The following is a 19179-nucleotide window of genomic DNA, read 5'->3' as shown; positions in this document are numbered from 1 at the left end:
TAATTTAAAAAGACTAACTGCAACAGCTCGGAGCGCAGCAAGCCTCGGCTGGCTGTAAGGGTTTTTCTGCATATACGGTAACACTGAAAATACCTGTATTACCTGATTTAAAAGCTGCAATGCCCTGCTCGTTCAGATAGCTACGCAGTATATCATCAGGTATGGTGATCGCCTTTTGCTTTTGCACCAGGATATTCTTAAAACCATTTGATCGGATCAGTTGCAGATACTCGTTCTTTTGAATGGCACCGGACACACAGCCTGCATACATTTCAGCAGCTGAGCGCAACTCATCAGGAAGGTCACCAACCAGCACCACATCAGAGATACTGAAATGCGCCCCCGGCTTTAAAACCCGAAATATATCCCTGAACACACTATCTTTATTGGGCACCAGATTCAACACACAATTGCTGACAATAACATCGGCAATGTTTGCAGATACAGGCATCTTTTCAATATCACCCTGACGGAATTCGACGTTATTAAATCCACGGGCTTCTGTATTGATCCTTGCCCTGTCTATCATGGCAGGCGTAAAGTCAATACCGATCACCCGTCCTTCACTGCCCGTTTCAGCGCGAGCAATAAAAGCATCATTGCCTGCACCGCTGCCCAGGTCGATTACGGTATCCCCTTTTCTGATTCTGGCAAATTCCGTCGGTAGCCCACACCCAAGCCCAAGGTCGGCATCCGGATTGTACCCTTCTATTTCGGTATAATCGTCACTCATGATGTTATAGATCTCGGTGGAACAACCCGTGGCACCACAGCAAGATGATTCATTGGTTTCCTTGTCCTGTAAAGCAATTTCACTATACTTCTGCTTTACGATTTCCTTCAATTGTTCTTCAGTTTGCATATCTGTTTTAGTTAATCGTAATATTGCATTATTGCGATTGATTTAAGCAAAAAAATTTTAGCAGCAGTTACCGCCTGACAGGTCAACTTCTTTAAAGAAATTACTGAACAAGGCATGGTACTGGTTCCATACTTTCGGATTGATACAGTAGCAAACGCTTACGCCTTCAATAGTCCCCTGAATGATCCCGGCAGTTTTCAATTCCTTCAAATGCTGGGAAGTTGTTGCCTGCGCCAGGCCAAGCTCTTCGACAAGGTCCCCGCAAACGCAGGCATTCTTCCGGACGAGGTATTGCAGTATTGCAATCCTGGCAGGATGGGCAATCGCTTTGGCCATCGCAGCCAGTTCGTTTTGTTCCTTTGTAAATAAATCTGTTTTGGTAGCACCCATATCTGTATCCCTAAATTGCATCGCAATATTACGATCAAAATCTGATTGAGCAAATTTTTTCAAGAATTTACATAGATCTATCTGACCATCTCAATGCTGTTTTGACATTTCGCGTTGAAATAGCTACATGTAAAAAAGTCATCATGTACCGATTGATCAGCGAATGAACATTCTGCTTTCTAATTGTGGAATTCTGTAAAATCTTCATTCTCAACTTTGCTACCAATATTACATACATGACGGTATTTCAGAAATGGTACAGCCATAATTCCTATTTATTTTTTGAGTTAGCAACTCAACAATACAAAAAATCCAGGAAAACGACGCTTCCTGGATTTTGTACAATATCAATGCTATCAAAAGGTTACCTTTTAAGCTACTACTGAAATACTCCCGTCAGAAGACAGAGATTATACCTATTTCCAGTTCTTTCTCAAAAAGCGCAACCAGTTGCCATGCATTACGTTTTCTATATCAGTGGGTGTATAGCCTCTTTGTTCAAGAATAGTCGTAACTTTCTGTAAATCAGCAATCGTCTCCAGATCGTAGGGACCCTGTTCAGTACCAAAAGCACCATCCAGATCTGACCCTATACCAATGTGCAGCGCATTACCGGCCAACTGACAAATATGGTCCAGGTGATCTACCATCACTGCCAGATTGCAATTCATACCCTTGGGCGTAGATGTTCCTCTGACCCAGTTGGGTACCATCATCCATGCATCCAAAGCACCTCCGATCACTGCACCACGACTGATCAATTCCTTAATCTGTTCGTCGCTGAACTGACGGTTGTGATTAACCAGGCTTCGGCATAGATTATGGCTTGCCCACACCGGTCCGTTGAAATGATCCATTGCCTCCCAAAAGCTATCGTCGCAAAGATGTGTAGCGTCCAGGATTATATTAAGCCGTTCCATTTCTCTAAGCAAATCCTGTCCGGCCTTGCCCATAAAACCAGTCGCATCAGTCCCTTGTGCATAACGTCCAGGGCCGTAATGTGCGGGCCCTATCGCACGCAGACCATAATTATAAGCTCGTTCCACGTGCCCTAGTGTCACCAGCGAATCCGCTCCTTCCAGGCTGAGAATATATCCAATTGGTTTACTGTCGTTTGGCGTTCCATCATTCCACAGAGCCAGATGTTTCTCCAGTGATTCCAGATTATTTATCTGAACCATTTCACCGCATTCTTCCATGCTTTGATACCAGGCAATCTGTGCCTGCGTCATCGCCCAGGCTTGCTCAGGTGAATTCCAGCCGGGTATCAGACTTCCGGGTTTTACAAACCGCGCGATTTGTGTAGCCACTACCAAACCAATTTTGCCTTCCCGCAGCGCAGGAAACGTAACTGTCCCCTTGGCTCTGTCAGGTTTGTCGGTCATTCCTTCTTCCCTCGCCCGAACGTCGGTCACCGGTAACCTCAAATCGCGGTTCCATTCAACCGCATTCATACTCAGGTCAAGATGGGCATCGAATATAAACATAGGCTTGTTAATTAGTCGTGTAGTTCAAACAAGGCTTCAACCTCCACCGGAATATTGTCAGGTAACGAACCCATTCCAACTGCGCTACGTACACCGATTCCGTTTTCGGTACCGTAAATATCTGCAAAAAGTTCGCTGCAACCATTGATTACGTACGGATGACGCTCAAAATCTGCAGTACAATTTACCATTCCCAATATTTTAACAACACGCTTAATCCTGTTTAAGCTGCCTACATTCTCCTTAATCGTAGAAAGCATGGTCAATCCCACCTGACGTGCCGCCAATTTCCCTTCTTCGATATCCATATCACTTCCGATCCTACCGATAATCAGGCTCTTATCATCACGCACCGGTCCGTGTCCTGACAGATATAAATATTTCCCGTCGACCAGGCAAGGCTTGTATACGCCCAGTGGCGTGGGTGCCGGAGGCAAAGATAAATTCAATGCTGCAAATGCCTCTTCCGGGCTAACGATGGTTGCTTCAACACTCATACTATCTGATTTTTAATTTATTAACTATTATAACTAAGCTTGCGCCCTATTTGCTCTGTCTATTTCAATTTGCGTTGTTTTCACTGCACTCAACGCGAAACTTCCAAAGAGCAGCAGGATTAATATTCTTTCAAAACATAGAACTGTATTAATTAAATCAGAGCATTCAACACTAGTATACTACAGAGACCGACGATGGATATAATGGTTTCCATTAACGACCAACTGCGAATTGTGTCTTTAATACTCAGGTTGAAATATTCCTTGAACAACCAGAATCCTCCGTCGTTCAAATGCGAAAACATAAGGCTGCCCGCCCCTATTGCAAGAACTGCAAGTTCAGGATTCACTTGTTGTTCTATCAACGTCGGCGCTAAAATACCAACTGTGGTAAGACCTGCAACCGTAGCAGATCCCACGCAAACACGAATTATCGCGGCCATAAACCAGGCCAGGATCAGTGGTGAAAGCGAAGCATTTTTGAGCAGAGAAGCCAACTCATTATTGATACCACTGTCAGTCATGATTTGCTTAAAAACACCGGCACCTGCAATCACCAGAAGAATCCCGGAAACAGATTTGAAGGCCTCTTCGCATGATTTGGAAAGGTAAGCAACACTTTTTCCTCTTTTTACACCTAAGAAAATACCTGCAAACAACACAGACAGCAACATTCCGAACCAGGGAAGCGCAATAAGGGCAAGCAAGTTGGAAGCCAAACCTTCTTTTGGTATCTCAGATAATGACCGGATGCCGGAAGTTGCAATCAGTAAAACAACAGGCAACAGCGCCGCAGCTATACTAATTCCTAAACCGGGCAGTTCATGAGCAGGCCGCGGTTGCAGGTTAAAAAAGTCGGTACGAGGAACCGCCTTCATGGTTTTAAGTGTGCGTCCAAACAGCGGGCCTGCCACTACAATAGAAGGAATAGCTACAATAATGCCATAAATCAGTGTTTTACCAAGATCCGCATGCAGCTGACCCGCGATAGCGGCAGGCGAAGGATGAGGTGGCAAAAACCCATGCGCTACTGACAAAGCAGAGAGCATGGGTATGGCTATGTACAAAAGTGGCAGTCCTGTGCTGCTGGCGATCATAAAAATGAGCGGAATGACGATCGCGAAACCGGCATTGTAGAAAAGCGGGATTCCGATGATAAAGCCTGAAAGCATCATCCCCCACTGAATTCCTGATATACCGAAAAACTTTACCAATACGTCTGTAATCTTTTGCGCTGCCCCACTATCAGCTACCAGTTTCCCCAGCATAGCCCCGAACCCTATAATCAGAATCAGATCGCCTAGCGTATTACCAATTCCCTTTTGTACCGATGCACTTATATCTATGACCGTCATTCCCGCTACTGAGCCGAGTAGTACCGATACCAGCAAAAAGGAGATAAATGTATCCAGTTTAAGTCCGGCAATCAGGTATACAAGCAACAGGATGGCAACAACGGTCGATAGAATCAGCATGGGTCAGGAAATAGTTGATCAATAGTATGTATGGAGACAGGGCTATTGTTTGTCCCACCAGATACGGGTCATAAGATCGTCCGTACCTTGTCTCTGAACTGCCTCGTCATAAGCTACCCGGTTAAGCGTCTGTTCACTTACAGGATACAGGAACCTGCGGAATATTCTTCCTCCCGTGGCATTTCCGGGATATACATTAGGTATCAGCGCCGGATAACCCGTGCGGCGATAGTTGTTGTACACTTCCTGCGCATCCGGGAACAGACCAACCCAGAACTCCTTGTAAATCTGCTCTGTACGTTGCGCTACAGTTCCTGCAGTATTGAAAGGATGCGCAGCTACATAGCTGTCGACACGCGCCTGACTGATGACATTGGTAGTACCACTGATCAAATCCCATTGTCTCATGGCAGCACGGATACCTGTTTCATACAAAGCCGGTGCAGTTTCAGTAGTATACCAACCTTTCAACGCTGCTTCAGCAAGCAAGAAGTTGGATTCTGCTACGGTGAAAAGCAATAAGGGAGCATCCTGTTTCAGGACAGTTGTCTGTTTCGGCTCCGAGTAAGTAACAAAATCGGCAGGTTTCACTCCGTTGATACCGGCAGACATCCCCTTTTGAATCGATTCATCGGAGCTAGCCACACCATTGACGTACACTACAGAAAGTACACCTAGCCGGGGATCATTATTTGCTTTCAAAGCACTAATAAATACATCCTGATATTTTCCTCCTTCTGTATTATTGCTCCCGTCGGCACGCATATAGTTATCATTCAGCAGTTGCCATGCAATCGGGTTTTTGTTAATATTCTGCCCTCCCGTCGTATAGCTTACTTTTGCAATATCAGCGTATTCTCTGATCACACCACCTGCAATCGCCTTGGTTACCCAGCTTTGTGAAGCAGTGGCATCCACTTTGCTTAAACGCATACCCAGACGCAGCATCAGCGAATAGGCAAACTTTTTCCACTGCGTGATATTACCCTGGTAAATCAGATCAGCACCACCAAAAGATGCAGCACTCGATGCATTCAGACTCGTTGCTGCTGCTTCCAGCTCATTGAGCATATCCGGATAAATCGTGCTTTGCGTATCGTATTTAGGCTGAAAAATGGAAAGGTTATAGCCCTGCCCCGCCTCTGAATACGGGATATCACCATACAGATCCGTCAGGCGGCTGAAGCAATATACTTTCCAGATACGCGCCATGGCATACATATTCACACGCGCCGGATCATCTTTCAAAGCCTTGATCACTTCTCCGATCTCATTGATCTGGGCCGGGTAGGCATTTGTAAAAACACCACCGGTTGCATTGACCTGAGATGCCACATACTTTGATCCGAAACCTTCCACATCATTATAGCTGGTGGTGTACTGCATCAGACCGAACAGAAGCGCACCTTTGTTACCGCTGAACTGAGCTCCATCATAAATCGCTTTACTAAATATGTAGGGCGTATTCGGAACCGTCACCGCATTAGGATTTGTGTTCAGCTCTACGAAACCTTTATCGCAGGAAGTAAGCAAAAGCGTGCTGCAGGCTGCGAGTAATGTATATTTTAAGAATGATTTTTTCATTGCTTTTCTCTTGTTAGAATTTCAGATTCAGATTCACACCAAATGAGCGGGTACGAGGCAAACCAATTGACTCAATACCTTGTGCAGCTCCACTGGTCAAACCCTGCTCAGGGTCGAAATTGTCTGTCTTTTTATACAGAATCAGAAGGTTACGTCCTACCAGCGAAACATTTGCCGATTGTACACCCACCGCCTTTAGGAAACCGGCCGGCAATCGGTAGGACAGGATCACCTGACGTAGTTTCACAAAACTTGCATCGTGTACAAACAGCTCCGTATATCTGTTCAGGTTGTTGTAGTAGGCTGCGCGCAGGTTGGCTACAGGTACAGTGTGCGAATATTCAGCACCGCTTGCAGTCACACCTTCCAGAAGCAATCCGTTTTCACGGCCAGGCAAAGTAGATTTCATCAAACCAAGACGGGTTGCATACACCTCCATTACTGAGAATACTTCGCCACCGAATTTACCATCTACCAATACATCCAAAGAGAAGTGTTTGTACTTGAAGGTATTTGTCAGACCCATCGTGTAAGGATGTACCCCATTACCCAGGTATTGGTTATTGTCTGTTTGTACCGGCAGGTTTGAGTTGGTATCATAAATGATTCTCCCCTGCGTATCTCTTGCCATGCGGTATCCGTAAATCCCACCAAAAGGCATATTTACCTTGTTATTGATCAAGGCGTTTCCGTTAGCAGATCCACCGATTGAAAAAGTTTCTATTCCATCAGCCAGCTTCAACACTTCACTTTTGTTATAGGCAAAGTTAAATCCGGCATCCCAGGAGAAATTACCCTTTTGAATGGGCGTCACCTCCAATAGCAATTCCACACCTTTGTTGCTCAGCTCACCGGAGTTCAAAATCGCGCTCGTATATCCCGATGCTAATGAAATAGGTACACTCACAATGTCATTTGTTGATTTTTTATCATATACCGCCGCATCCAGATTCACACGCCCTTTGAACAGACGCGCGTTCAAGCCGAATTCGATCGTGGTTGAAGTAAATGGTTTCAACGTAGCATTGGTAATCGAAGCAGAGCTCACATTTTGCAAAGGAACTGAACTTGCACTTGGTACGGCACTGTAAGCCAGATTGATCGCGTAAGGATCAGGACCACCGCCACCTACCTGCGCCCATGATCCGCGAAGCTTCAGCACATCAATAGCTCTTGGCATCGTGAAGATATCCGACAACATAAGACTGCTGGCAAAGCTTGGATAGAAAATACTGTTGGCAGTAGGACTCAATGTAGAGAACCAATCCTGACGACCGGTTGCCGTTACGAACCAGATACTCTTGTAGTCAAAATCCACTGAACCAAACACCGAGTTGGTTTTGATATTCGTTTCTGTCGGCACGGCGGAAGCAGTGGACAGGTTGGAATAACTATAGAAATAAGGAACTGTAAAACCCTGACCGGTAAAATCAAACTGGTTCATGGTGAACTGACGCGCATTTGCACCCAACATGGCCGAAAAACCTACAGACTCACCAAATTTGGTGTTGTAGTTCGCTGTCAGCATGCTATTGGTTTCTGACACATCGGACTTAATGCCATCATATTGTCCCTGAGGAATATACTGCCCTCCGGTCGGCTGAATACTTGTAAAATTGTAGTTATAAAAGTCGCGGGTTGTAGTTGCTTTAACAGTCAGGTTTTTCAGGATGTCATAAGAAATTGACGCCTGCCCGATAAAACGGTCTTTGGTATCCTCCTGTTTGAATTTATTAATAAAGAAATAACCGTTGGTAACAATACCTGCATCATTCCAGATGATCTCATTTCCATTCGCATCATGTCCGGGTTGAAGCCAGCGTACATCCACTGTATTGGCCACTTCATAAGCCATCCAGTTCGGGTTACCCAAAGCATCCCCTGCAACAGGCCTGTTTTTACCTTTTTCACGGTTGTACTGCACTACGGCCTCTGCTTTCAAACGATCACTCAGGTTTGCAGAAATGTTAAGACTTGCCGTTTTGCGATTATAGGTGTTGGAAGGCAACACACTTTTTGCATTCAGATCCGCAAGCGAAAGGCGATACATTACTTTTTCGCTCCCACCTGAAAGTGCAACCGAATGCGTTGAAGTAGTTCCTGTCTGATAGAAATTTTTCAGGTTGTCCTTTTGTGCTGTATAAGGGTGGTTCTGCCCATCGGCTGCCATGTAATTGGTATTTCCATCAATTCTGGCTCCGAAAGAACGGCGACCGCTCGCCTGCGCTGCAGCGAGTGTGGTTGGCATAACACCGCCATCGCCCTGCCCGTATTCATATTGAAAATCGGGAAATACAGAAACGTTTTCCATCGTGTAAGTTCCATTGTACTCCACTCCGATTCCTTTCTGAGCCTTTCCTTTTTTGGTAGTGATCAAAATAACCCCATTGGCTCCACGTGAACCATACAAAGCTGCTGCCGCACCACCTTTCAATACTGTCATCGATTCGATATCATCCGGATTAATGGCTGCAATACCATCTCCACGGTCGGTACCTGCTTTCGTACCTAATCCGTTCACCGTTGAACTTCCACCTGGCACACTGTTATCAATCGGCATGCCGTTGATTACATAAAGAGGCTGACTGTTGCCTGTCAGAGAACCATTTCCGCGGATAACGATCCGGCTGGAACCACCAGGCCCGGTAGACAAACCAGTCGCATTCACCCCGGCAATTTTACCGGTAAGCGCATTGGCCACGTTATTTTCACGAGCCTGCGTAAACTGCGATCCGCTTACCTCGGTTACGGCATAACCCACAGCTCTTGCATCCTTTTTCATACCAAGGGCCGTAACGACAACCTCGCCCAACTGCTCAGCATTCTCCTTTAACTTCACTGATAGTGAACTCTGGTTTTCCCCCACTTCCACTTCCACTTCCATGGTTTCAAAACCAACACTTCTTACGACCAGAACCAGCTTTTTTCCGGCATAGCTGTCGGGCAGGCTAAGTTTGAAATTACCATCCACATCAGTAATAACACCTGCGTTAGGATTGTCCTTCACAAGCACGGTAGCTCCGATAACCGGTGTTGCATCTTTTGCAGAAACCACGTTGCCGGAAATTTCCTGAGCGGCTAAAACATTCCTTGAAACTTTCACTAACTCCACTCCTTTCCCATTAGCTGCAACTCCCCCGAGGAGGCTAAAAGCCATAAATCCTGCAAGGGAAAGGCCTAGTAAGCTCCTGGTGTCTTCTAAATGTCGATTTTTTTTCATAGATATTGGTGATTTACAAACTTAGGTTTTTTGCAAATTATGCAAACATATTCCTGCATTATTAAAACAAACATAGAATATAATTCCAAGTTTAATGCATTATTTGCAATATAATTTTTAAAACAACCAAATACAATCACAAAATATCACCCATAATCGCAAATTTTGCATATATAAGAAGCCTTTTGGGTTAAAATATGCATTTTTCATACCTTTGTTTATTAGCCATCATCCATGACTCCTAACACCCGATGTCCATTAGCCTCTTAAAAAAAGAAAGGAAGGATCTCATCCTGAAAGAGATCAACATACACACGCGGATTTCTCTGACAGAGCTGACTGAAAAACTAAACGTTTCGGAAGATACCGTCCGTCGCGACGTGAACGAACTGGCAGAAGAAGGAGCGATTATCAAGATTCGCGGAGGTGCCATGTCCAAAGCGTATCACCATAATTCCAACCTCAAAGAAACTTATGCACATTCCCAGAAAGAGATCATTGGGAGCAAAGCGATGTCGCTCCTGAAGCCAGGAATGCTTGTTTTGATTGGTGGAGGTACCACCATTCGTGAGTTGGTCAAACTCATACCTGATGATTTTTCGGCAACGTTTATGACGGTCAATCCACTCACTGCGGTAGAGTTACTGGACAAGCCCAATATTGAAATTTTGCTGATTGGCGGGCAGGTTTCCCGTTACAGCCAGATGATGGTAGGCGGTGAAGTGCATCAGCGCCTATCTGAAATAAAAGCCGATCTGTGTATCATAGGAACCAACGCCCTGGACACCCAGGGAGGGCTCACCGATTCGGACTGGGAAACCGTACAGGTGAAAAAATCGATGATAAAAGCTTCTGCAAAAGTTGCGGTTCTTTCTATTTCTGAAAAGCTCAATTCGGTGATGAAAATGAAAGTAGCCGACCTGCAGGAGATCGACTATCTGATCACTGAACTACCCTCTGATTCTCCTATGCTCTCGTCGTTTAAGAACGGAAAAACGGAGGTTTTGTAACTTCCGGAAACTACAGCGCACCAACAGCTTTTCATCCAGATATACCAGCCATCTCAAAGTTTCATAAGCTACTTGGAGATGTCTGGATATTTTTTACCCCCTACTACAACCATTGGCATACTTGAAATGTCATAGCTGAGTACGAAATATTACCAAACGCAAAGGCTATGAAAATCAGTACTTCTTCATTTTTGCTTATCGTTCTATTAACCGGATGTAACAAAATAGAGCCCGCGAAACCAACTGCTTGCAGCGATCCTCAGTTTGGCGGAGGAACCAGATCCCGGTATTTGGATAATGTTAAGACATATGTTTTTGCTCATACCGGCACCAGGGCTGACAGCAGCAAGGTTATCTCTTACTTTATCAGAAATCCGGATTCCGATTCAGAATTGTCACAGGTATATATCCCCTGTAATCTACCTGAAGAATATCAAAAAGATCAACTCTCCATCAGGTTTAGTGGCTACACACTTTATTTCCCGGGAGATGAATATAGAAACTCAATCTGTTCAATCGTTGAGATCACTAGTATCAAGGCCAGGTAGGGCGTCTGTAACCTCCATCTTGCCTCAAAGAAAACTAAATTCTTAATCTGTAAAAGACTTGGCCTTATGAAAAAACTACTATGTGTGTTGATGCTACCTCTCTTGCTAATCACCTGTAAAAAAGATGACCCCGAGCCAGAGCCTGAAATTGCGTCCATTGTGGGAAAATGGAGACATATCGCATACGAAACTACGGTTGACGGAGAAAAGGTTTGGGTTCCCGCTGAGCCACAGATCCAAACGATCACATTCAGGTATGATGGACTTATCCTTGCCTCAGACGGCCTGCCTGGTTGTTGCAGACCGAAGTCGTATCATGTGAACGGAGTTTTTTTCAAAGTAATACCGAAGACCACGGTTCCCGGTAACGCACAATGTGCATTCGTGGACTGCATTGGATGTGAAACATGGGATATTGAACAAGCAGGAAATGACCTTATTATAACCCTATGTGAGCCTACGAGTAGCAGGTCAAAATACATCAGGGAATAGTTGCGAACAGTAGAAAAGCGGGTGAGAATTTTTGCTTAAGTTACAATCCGGATGCAACCCTGTTTGTCATAATACTGTCTGACGAAATGAATCCATGGAAGTGCATATGTATAGCCAATAGCGTTACAGTGCTATTGACTATAACAAAAGATACTCTTAGGAATCATTTTACAACTTAACCATTAACAAATGCGACCTATTCAAGTTTTCAGAAATGTATTACAAGTTTCGGTAGTCTGTCTGTCATTCCTTGCATGCAACGAGCCACTCCCGGAAGAGCAAGTCGAAAAGACACGGACCGGACAAGTTCCGCTTTCTATTGACTACAACGAAGTCGGTGGTTCGCTTTCCAATCTGATTTACCGCGCGAAGTTTGCATACAACAATTCCGGACAATTGGTGTCAGTCACAGACAGCGTACTGACGCCTAGCGCTACTCCCAATGGACGAGCTTTGCCGTGGGTTAATTTTTACTATCAACAAGGGAAACTTTCAGAGATTGTCCTGCGGTCCAATGCTATTTATTTTGATCAGTACAATCCACAAACCGATCAGAACGCTTCACGATTTTATTTTGAATACAGTGGTAACACAGTGAATGTACGGCAGGCAGTTGGAGCAAAACAGCTGCGTAAATTTGATTTCAAGACTGATGAAAACGGGTTCCCTGTCAGAAATAATGTAGTGTATGGCTCCACATTTTTGGATGCCGCCGGTAATATTGACTATGTGGCAGAAACGAATGCTGCAAAGGAGAGAAACCCACTTGGAGCCTGGGAAGTCATTGACAGAAAATTTGATAATAACAAAAACATTTTCTCAAACAGCAAAGAGTTTCAGATACTTGGTGTGGTACTGGCAGTGTCAGACTGGAATTTGACCACCAGCTTTATACCCTATCTGGGTATTCTTACTACCAATAATGAGCTTAGCAAAACTGTAAGATATTGTAATACCACTGATGGATGTCGCCCTGCGAGCAAGGTAGAAAGCGAAACCCCTTCTGTCGATGAGAAAGGATTTCCTACACTTCGTCTTACGCAGGTAGGCGCTATGGGCCGTCATCAATATGTTGTTACCTATCAGAAAGGCAAGAATTAAATTTGGTTTGTCCTTCACTATTAAATACAATTCCCGCGGAAAGACCAAGACTTTCCGCGGGAATTGTATTTTTGTATTCCTCCAAATCTTTAAGTTTTGGAAGAATACCGGTACTGGTTCGATCTGGCTATCAGCATCCTCCCTCTTTGGCCAAAGCATAGATCACGTTGTCCGAAACCGATAAATTGAAGACCTTGCCATCAACTGCAGGAAGCAGCAGCTTCCAGGTTTTCCCTTTATCTCCCGATCTGAAAACGCCTGCCGGATGGCCGCAAAATAAGTATTTCCCAACCTCAGTAATTGAAGCAATGAACTCGCTCGCAGGTAGACCAGCATCAACAGGCTGCCAGCTTTTGCCCTCATCGTAAGACGTCCGCACCCTTCTGGTTCGCGAGGTGGTATTGTAAGTAATTGAAGCAAATCCACCTTTAATGTTCTGTATATCAATACCCACACCTCCTTCGCTCAGAACATCCTCCCAATGTTCGCCATCATCAGTCGACCGAATAATTCCGCTGGGACTCGCAGCCATCATAATACCACCGGACTCGACAATTTTCATGACCCCGCCACGGCTATACACCTGTTTCCAGGTTGTACCGTTATTTGTAGATTTGAACAGGCCGCCGTCACAACCGATAATGGCAACTCCACTTGCTGTTTCAACGACAGTCCGCATATCTTTCCTTGGGAAACTTGCAGCAACAGCAGGCCACGAAGCCACTCCGTTTTCATTCAACGGAGACTGACTGCCTTGATAGAATACGGGCATTTCTGTTTGGACAGAATCGCTACTGGTATTATTTGTAACCGTGGAAATTTGCCTTGGGCTCATATCCTGCCAGGTATCTCCTCCATCGACGGATTTAAAAATGACATTCATTGCGACAGGCTTATCTCCTTTCTTATTAAGAACACTATCTTGCTGTGCAGCCAGACCCAGCGACGTAGTAGTCGGATAAAACGTGCCGGTGAACGGCAAAATCAGCAAAAGAGCCGGGATGTATACTTTCATTGCTATAATTGATTTGGTGAAACAACAGCAGCAAAAATAGGAGGCGTCAATTAGCTCCGCGCCCCGAAATCGCAAAAGCTTGTAACGGATATGTAAAAGTTTGTAAAACAGCTAACAGCTTGTCCTGAGCGAGATTTTCACCTTAGTTAAAGTTGGGTTTAACCCATCACAATATCAGTTGTCTTAGCAAAAAAACAGGCACACCGGTGATGGCATGCCTGCTATTATAAATCCTGAACCGATCAACACAACAGCAACAGGACATTGAGTTTTGAAAGCGCAATCGTTTAGAACTTCCGATACACGCCACCCAGATACTGATTGGCTTCCTCCTCCGCGAACTGCGCCTTTTTGGCATCCCAGTGCAGCGTTTTGTTAGGAAAACGACCGGCAATAACACCCAGCAAAATGGTTTCCGTTAATCTGGAAGCATACGAGAATGGCGCACTGCAGGTTGCTTTGCCCAGGCAGGCATCTACAAACTCATGGTAGTGCTTATGCGATTCTGAGCTGTAATCGCGCACCGGTCCACCCAGCTTGAATGGCGTAACATCAATCTCCTTATACGCACCATCTACGATCAACTTGGGGAATATCTGAAAATGAGGCAGATATAACCTTCCTTTTTCTCCTATAAACATCGCTCCCTGGTCATGTAAATCCTCGCCGTCCGGAAGCATCAGGTCTTCACGCTGCTTGTCGGCGCCCACGCCATCGTACCATACCCATTTCAGCGTATCTGCCGTGTATTTCGTACCAGGAAATTCATAGGTCACCATGTTTTTTTCAGGATATCCGAAGCCATTCGGTTTTCTGCAATTGGTTGTGATCGTCCTTGGTACATCCAGCTGCAGGGCATTGTACGGTGTATCAAAAATATGTACACCCATATCGCCCAGGGTTGCGCAGCCGTAATCCACCAGCTTCCGCCAGTTGCCGGGATGGTAAAAACCTTCCTTATATGGTTTTTCAGGTGAGGTTCCCTGCCACAAATTCCAATCCAGGTTTTCTGGTACCGGATCACCGCTTGCAGGTGCAGGGCCGTTGTATCCCCAGTTTTTTGGTGACCATGCCCTTACTGTGTGTACTTTCCCGACAATACCTGATTGGATGAGTAAAGTAGCCAGTTTATAATCGTAGAACGAATGTACCTGAATACCCATCTGCGTCACCAGCTTCTTGTCTTTGGCAATTTTATCCATTGCCCGCGCTTCTTTTACGTAGTGCGTCAGCGGTTTTTGGCAATACACTGGTTTGTTCATTTCCATAGCCATCATGGAAGCCGGCGCGTGGGTATGGTCTGGCGTAGAAACCACCACGGCGTCAATCTCGTTGCTCATTTCTTTGAGCATTAAACGGTAATCCTTGTACGTTTTAGCATTCGGAAACTTGGCGCTCACCTCCGCCAAAACTTTAGAATCAACGTCGCAAAGTGCTACAACATCCACATTCTTGTGAATGGATATGGAAGCCAGATCCGCCTGACCCATGCCACCTAAACCAATGTGTGCCGTTCTCAGCCTCTTGTCTGCAGAAAAGGACCATGATTCAGTGGGTAATATTGCGAGGGAAGACAATGCCGCAGCATTTTTTAGGAAATCTCTTTTGTTCATGAATAAAAAGGCTGGTTATTGAAGTTAGAATTTAGGTGTACAACAGTGCATCTGAACCCTGCCGGTAAACAGATAACCGGTAAGTCAATCCATCAGGCTACTGACAAACCTAAAATTGAACTGTTTTCGGGTGAAATGCAAGATGTGAATAGGAATTTTAAAGTTCATAGCTGTCACCAATTGCCGGATTCCGATATCCCTGACTTTCCTGTCATCAACATGCTTACTGAATCGCCAACCATTGTGCACCGATTGAATAACACATGCTACATTTCACTCAACAGGCAGTCATGTAAAAACGATTGTAAATCCGAATGGAACACACGCTACGCTCCTCTCAGCCGGAAATGATGACGGCGTGATGATCAACTCCAACAACCATCAATCTTACAGCAGAACCATCCCTTTGTCCTCCTCCTATCGCCGCAGGCAATCCAATCCTAAGTACACAAATACATTGTGGCTGTTTACTGAAACGGATTCTATACCTCAACGATAAAGATGCAGGAATTGCATAGTAACATCATCACAGGAAAATCGAGCTTCATACTCCGCCTCAGATAAATAACTGAGTATAACATCCGTAACTATGAAGATAGTATCGATTATAAGCTACGCACCTTGAAAGAACTCAGTCGGACAACACAACCAGATGACAAGCCCCTCCAGAAACAGCTCTGGCTTTCAACATAATTCATCAATAAAACATTGAATACAAACCATATAGACAACCCAATAATTACGTAATTCCCTGTATAAAAAGCCTCTACACTACAAAGAAAACAGCAAAACCTTTACCATTCACAAATTCAGAAGTTGATCCGATTCTATTAATCACTGTTTTTATCTTTCAGCTCCATTTGGCTTCCACACTTGATGGTGTAATGAACGGACACCCCGACTAGGTTTCTTCATAACGCAGATAGGCTTTCCTTAATCAAATTGATTGGGAATTATGACTAGCAATAGAAAATAAAACAAAGCGAACATGCATAGCCTACTCAACAAAGTCGATCAGGTAATCTATTTCAATCCGTTGCGGGTCTGCCGACAGAGCTGCATTTGATATACACCAAAAGACAACAAAATGATAATCAAGGTAGCTTTGATCAAAGCAAACAGCGCACTAATCTTGTAAGATGCGCGGGGAAAAGTGGGTGACGAAACTCGCGAAATCTGTTCCGCTCTACAAAATGTAAATCATTAGTAATCTTCTTCCGGTGGTGTCACTTTCGGAAAAAAGATCTACTAGGTTATAACTCACTTATTAATTATCAATTATTCGGGTAAATGGATTCCAGAAGAGATTTTCTAAAAAAAGCAACCCTACTGGCGGGTACAGGCGCGCTTGTTAATAGCATGCCAAACGTGATTCAGAAGGCCCTGGCTATTAACCCGGCACCAGGCAGCACTTTCTACGACGCCGAACATGTCGTGTTCCTGATGCAGGAAAACCGCTCGTTCGACCATCAGCTTGGAATGTTACAAGGTGTGCGCGGCTTCAACGATCCAAGGGCGATCGAGCTGGCAGATAAGAATAAAGTTTGGTTCCAAACCAATCAGGATGGAGACACCTATGGTCCGTTCCGGCTTAATGTGAAAGATACAAAAGTGGCATGGATGGGATCAATACCTCACGGATGGAGTGATCAGACGGATGCGATGAATAATGGAAAGTATGACCGCTGGTTGGATGTAAAAGCACCCCGCAATAAAAAATACGCCCACATCCCCCTCACAATGGGTTACTGTGACCGCTCAGATTTTCCTTTCTATTATTCGCTTGCCGATGCATTCACCGTCTGTGATCACAACTTTTGTTCGAGTATCACCGGCACACACCCCAACCGTTATTATTGGATGACGGGCACGATACGGAACAGAAATGAACCATCAGGCATGGCACACGTATGGAATATCAGCAACTATGAGTATCCTGAACTGGAATGGAAAACCTATCCTGAACGCCTGGAGGAAGCCGGAGTCAACTGGAAGGTTTACCAGAATGAAATCACGATGGGTTATGGTTTGAAGGGCGAAGAAAGTCAATGGCTTAGCAATTTTGGCACGAATGTACTTGAATATTTTAAAGCCTATAATGTCCGTTTTCACGAGGGTGGGATTGTCAACCTTGAAACCAAGCGACAAACCGTTATCCAGACCATTGCAGATCTGGAAAAAGAAGCGACAACAGATACCCGCGCGTTACAGCGGTTAGCTGCAGCGAAAAGACTTTTGAATAATATCGTAACAGCGCAAACCAAGTTCAACGAGGATACCCTGGCGAAGTTATCCGACAGGGAAAAAAGCCTGAACGATAAGGCATTCTCCATCAATTCCGGCGACCAGCATTTCCATGAACTGACCTCGATGCAGTATTCAGACGAGGGCACCGAGCGTACCGTGAATGTTCCCAAAGGCGACGTCTTTCACCAGTTCAGGCAGGATGTAAAAAATGGAACCTTACCAACCGTTTCCTGGCTTATGCCCCCTGCCCGGTTCTCAGACCATCCCGGTGAACCTTGGTTCGGCCCCTGGTACGTGAGCGAGGCCATGGAGATTTTACTTGAAAACCCGGAGGTTTGGAAGAAGACAATTTTTATCGTAACCTACGATGAAAACGACGGCTATTTTGATCACTTGCCACCATTTACTGTGCCTAACCCTTATAAAGACAACACCGGAAAAGTGTCGGCAGGTATTGATCCTAAGATGGATTTTGCATTGGCCAGCCAGCAGACAAATCCGTCAGCCACTCCGGCAAACCTGAGGGACGCACCGATCGGACTCGGCTATAGGGTTCCTATGATTATCGCCTCTCCCTGGTCACGAGGAGGTCATGTCAATTCAGAGGTTTTTGATCACACATCTTCTTTGCAATTCCTTGAACATTTTTTGGAAAAGAAATCGGGCAAAAAGATCACTGAGGAGAACATCACGAAATGGAGACGGACAATTTGCGGCGATTTGACTTCTGCATTCAGGCCGTATAACGGAGAGAAAATCGAAAAACCTGTCTTTCTTCAGAAAAAAGAATTTATAGAGGGAATCCATCAGGCGCAATTCAAGCAGGCGCCCGAGAACTTTCATAAAATTAGTAAGCAGGAACTGGTAAGACTGAACGGCGGTGAGAAGAAAACGGAATTATTTCCAACTCAGGAAAAAGGTGTCCGACCAGCTTCTGCATTACCTTATGAGCCTTTTGTAAATGCGAAAGCTGATCAGGCAAACCAACGGCTTGAACTCACCTTCAAAGCAGGCAACCGTCTTTTTGGAGCAAAATCCAGTGGGATTCCTTACAGAGTATACGCAATGAAACCCTTCAAAAAGGAAGTCCTCCGCTCCTGGGATTACAGCGTAGCCGCCGGAGATGAATTGAGCGATGAATGGAATCTGGCCGATTTTGAAAATGGTGACTATCACCTCCGGGTTTATGGACCAAACGGATTCTATCGTGAATTTCAGGGAAACCGATCCTCACCTAAATTGAACATTAGCTGTGAGTATGAGATCAAATCGGCTAAACCTACCGGGAATATTGTGATTTCAATTGAGAATCGCGATACAAGATCGCATCAAATCAGTGTGGCTGATAACAGTTATAAAACGGGGACTAAAACAAAAACAGTCCCAGAGGGCGGTAAACTTGCTGTAGCATTTGATCTAAAGAACTCGTATCAGTGGTATGATGTCAGCGTGAAAATTGCGGGTTTTCCCGGTTTTGAGCATCGTTTTGCAGGCCACGTGGAGACCGGAGCTGTAACCAAAACAGACCCATTAATGGGCGGGGTGGTTTAAGTTGTCACAATACTAGTGATGCGTTAACTTTTAAAAAATTCTTATAACACGTTGTAAATAAATTAATTATGAACGTTCTTTGATTTT

14 protein-coding genes are annotated in these 19179 nt (G+C 44.8%); 5 read left to right on the top strand and 9 right to left on the bottom strand.

Annotated elements, in window-relative coordinates; translation table 11 throughout:
• Window positions 1-13 precede the first annotated feature (13 nt).
• From DSL64_RS06815 to DSL64_RS06785, 7 genes are all read right to left on the bottom strand, one after another.
• Window positions 14-862 carry an arsenite methyltransferase gene (locus DSL64_RS06815; protein ID WP_115829929.1) on the bottom strand — a complete coding sequence of 283 codons (849 nt, stop codon included), beginning with the start codon at window positions 860-862 and terminating at the stop codon, window positions 14-16.
• Window positions 863-919: 57 nt separating this feature from the next.
• A complete protein-coding gene (locus DSL64_RS06810) occupies window positions 920-1252 on the bottom strand; it encodes an ArsR/SmtB family transcription factor (protein WP_115829928.1) in 333 nt (110 codons plus the stop codon).
• A gap of 416 nt (window positions 1253-1668) precedes the next feature.
• Complete coding sequence (locus tag DSL64_RS06805) at window positions 1669-2739, bottom strand: dipeptidase (protein WP_115829927.1); 1071 nt, start codon at window positions 2737-2739, stop codon at window positions 1669-1671.
• A gap of 11 nt (window positions 2740-2750) precedes the next feature.
• Complete coding sequence (locus DSL64_RS06800; protein WP_115829926.1) at window positions 2751-3236, bottom strand: RidA family protein; 486 nt, start codon at window positions 3234-3236, stop codon at window positions 2751-2753.
• Between the two features lie 152 nt (window positions 3237-3388).
• Window positions 3389-4711, bottom strand: coding sequence for a gluconate:H+ symporter (locus DSL64_RS06795; RefSeq protein ID WP_115829925.1), 1323 nt, complete (start codon window positions 4709-4711; stop codon window positions 3389-3391).
• Between the two features lie 42 nt (window positions 4712-4753).
• Window positions 4754-6295 (bottom strand): SusD/RagB family nutrient-binding outer membrane lipoprotein, encoded by a 1542-nt coding sequence (locus DSL64_RS06790; RefSeq protein ID WP_115829924.1) that lies wholly within the window; start codon window positions 6293-6295, stop codon window positions 4754-4756.
• A 13-nt stretch (window positions 6296-6308) separates the two neighbouring features.
• Window positions 6309-9515 (bottom strand): SusC/RagA family TonB-linked outer membrane protein, encoded by a 3207-nt coding sequence (locus DSL64_RS06785; protein ID WP_115829923.1) that lies wholly within the window; start codon window positions 9513-9515, stop codon window positions 6309-6311.
• A gap of 251 nt (window positions 9516-9766) precedes the next feature.
• On the opposite strand from DSL64_RS06785, the gene DSL64_RS06780 reads away from it, so the two are divergent.
• The 4 genes from DSL64_RS06780 (at window position 9767) to DSL64_RS06765 (ending at window position 12666) form a co-directional block, all read left to right on the top strand.
• The gene (locus DSL64_RS06780) at window positions 9767-10525 is read left to right on the top strand and encodes a DeoR/GlpR family DNA-binding transcription regulator (protein ID WP_115829922.1); all 759 of its coding nucleotides are present in this window, start codon (window positions 9767-9769) and stop codon (window positions 10523-10525) included.
• 167 nt (window positions 10526-10692) lie between these two features.
• Window positions 10693-11073, top strand: coding sequence for a hypothetical protein (locus DSL64_RS06775; RefSeq protein ID WP_115829921.1), 381 nt, complete (start codon window positions 10693-10695; stop codon window positions 11071-11073).
• 66 nt (window positions 11074-11139) lie between these two features.
• Window positions 11140-11565, top strand: a complete 426-nt coding sequence (locus DSL64_RS06770; RefSeq protein ID WP_115829920.1) for a hypothetical protein — start codon at window positions 11140-11142, stop codon at window positions 11563-11565.
• Between the two features lie 189 nt (window positions 11566-11754).
• Complete coding sequence (locus DSL64_RS06765) at window positions 11755-12666, top strand: hypothetical protein (protein WP_115829919.1); 912 nt, start codon at window positions 11755-11757, stop codon at window positions 12664-12666.
• Between the two features lie 130 nt (window positions 12667-12796).
• On the opposite strand, the gene DSL64_RS06760 is transcribed toward DSL64_RS06765, so the two are convergent.
• Both DSL64_RS06760 and DSL64_RS06755 read right to left on the bottom strand, forming a co-directional pair.
• A complete protein-coding gene (locus tag DSL64_RS06760) occupies window positions 12797-13681 on the bottom strand; it encodes a WD40/YVTN/BNR-like repeat-containing protein (protein ID WP_115829918.1) in 885 nt (294 codons plus the stop codon).
• Window positions 13682-13968: 287 nt separating this feature from the next.
• Entirely contained in the window at window positions 13969-15294 is a 1326-nt protein-coding gene (locus DSL64_RS06755; protein ID WP_115829917.1) for a Gfo/Idh/MocA family protein, read from the bottom strand.
• 1290 nt (window positions 15295-16584) lie between these two features.
• On the opposite strand from DSL64_RS06755, the gene DSL64_RS06745 reads away from it, so the two are divergent.
• Entirely contained in the window at window positions 16585-19092 is a 2508-nt protein-coding gene (locus DSL64_RS06745; RefSeq protein WP_115829915.1) for a phosphocholine-specific phospholipase C, read from the top strand.
• Window positions 19093-19179 lie beyond the last annotated feature (87 nt).

It is taken from the genome of Dyadobacter luteus, from assembly GCF_003383615.1.
In the GTDB taxonomy this organism is placed as follows: Bacteria; Bacteroidota; Bacteroidia; order Cytophagales; family Spirosomataceae; genus Dyadobacter; species Dyadobacter luteus.
Note: the sequence above shows the minus strand (reverse complement) of the source record. Positions and strands in the feature narration are given on the sequence as shown.

What these genes read in the sequence shown, in the direction of transcription:
- DSL64_RS06815 (WP_115829929.1), bottom strand. Translation starts at nt 862, where the DNA reads ATGCAAACTGAAGAACAATTGAAGGAAATCGTAAAGCAGAAGTATAGT.
- DSL64_RS06810 (WP_115829928.1), bottom strand. Translation starts at nt 1,252, where the DNA reads ATGGGTGCTACCAAAACAGATTTATTTACAAAGGAACAAAACGAACTG.
- DSL64_RS06805 (WP_115829927.1), bottom strand. Translation starts at nt 2,739, where the DNA reads ATGTTTATATTCGATGCCCATCTTGACCTGAGTATGAATGCGGTTGAA.
- DSL64_RS06800 (WP_115829926.1), bottom strand. Translation starts at nt 3,236, where the DNA reads ATGAGTGTTGAAGCAACCATCGTTAGCCCGGAAGAGGCATTTGCAGCA.
- DSL64_RS06795 (WP_115829925.1), bottom strand. Translation starts at nt 4,711, where the DNA reads ATGCTGATTCTATCGACCGTTGTTGCCATCCTGTTGCTTGTATACCTG.
- DSL64_RS06790 (WP_115829924.1), bottom strand. Translation starts at nt 6,295, where the DNA reads ATGAAAAAATCATTCTTAAAATATACATTACTCGCAGCCTGCAGCACG.
- DSL64_RS06785 (WP_115829923.1), bottom strand. Translation starts at nt 9,515, where the DNA reads ATGAAAAAAAATCGACATTTAGAAGACACCAGGAGCTTACTAGGCCTT.
- DSL64_RS06780 (WP_115829922.1), top strand. Translation starts at nt 9,767, where the DNA reads ATGTCCATTAGCCTCTTAAAAAAAGAAAGGAAGGATCTCATCCTGAAA.
- DSL64_RS06775 (WP_115829921.1), top strand. Translation starts at nt 10,693, where the DNA reads ATGAAAATCAGTACTTCTTCATTTTTGCTTATCGTTCTATTAACCGGA.
- DSL64_RS06770 (WP_115829920.1), top strand. Translation starts at nt 11,140, where the DNA reads ATGAAAAAACTACTATGTGTGTTGATGCTACCTCTCTTGCTAATCACC.
- DSL64_RS06765 (WP_115829919.1), top strand. Translation starts at nt 11,755, where the DNA reads ATGCGACCTATTCAAGTTTTCAGAAATGTATTACAAGTTTCGGTAGTC.
- DSL64_RS06760 (WP_115829918.1), bottom strand. Translation starts at nt 13,681, where the DNA reads ATGAAAGTATACATCCCGGCTCTTTTGCTGATTTTGCCGTTCACCGGC.
- DSL64_RS06755 (WP_115829917.1), bottom strand. Translation starts at nt 15,294, where the DNA reads ATGAACAAAAGAGATTTCCTAAAAAATGCTGCGGCATTGTCTTCCCTC.
- DSL64_RS06745 (WP_115829915.1), top strand. Translation starts at nt 16,585, where the DNA reads ATGGATTCCAGAAGAGATTTTCTAAAAAAAGCAACCCTACTGGCGGGT.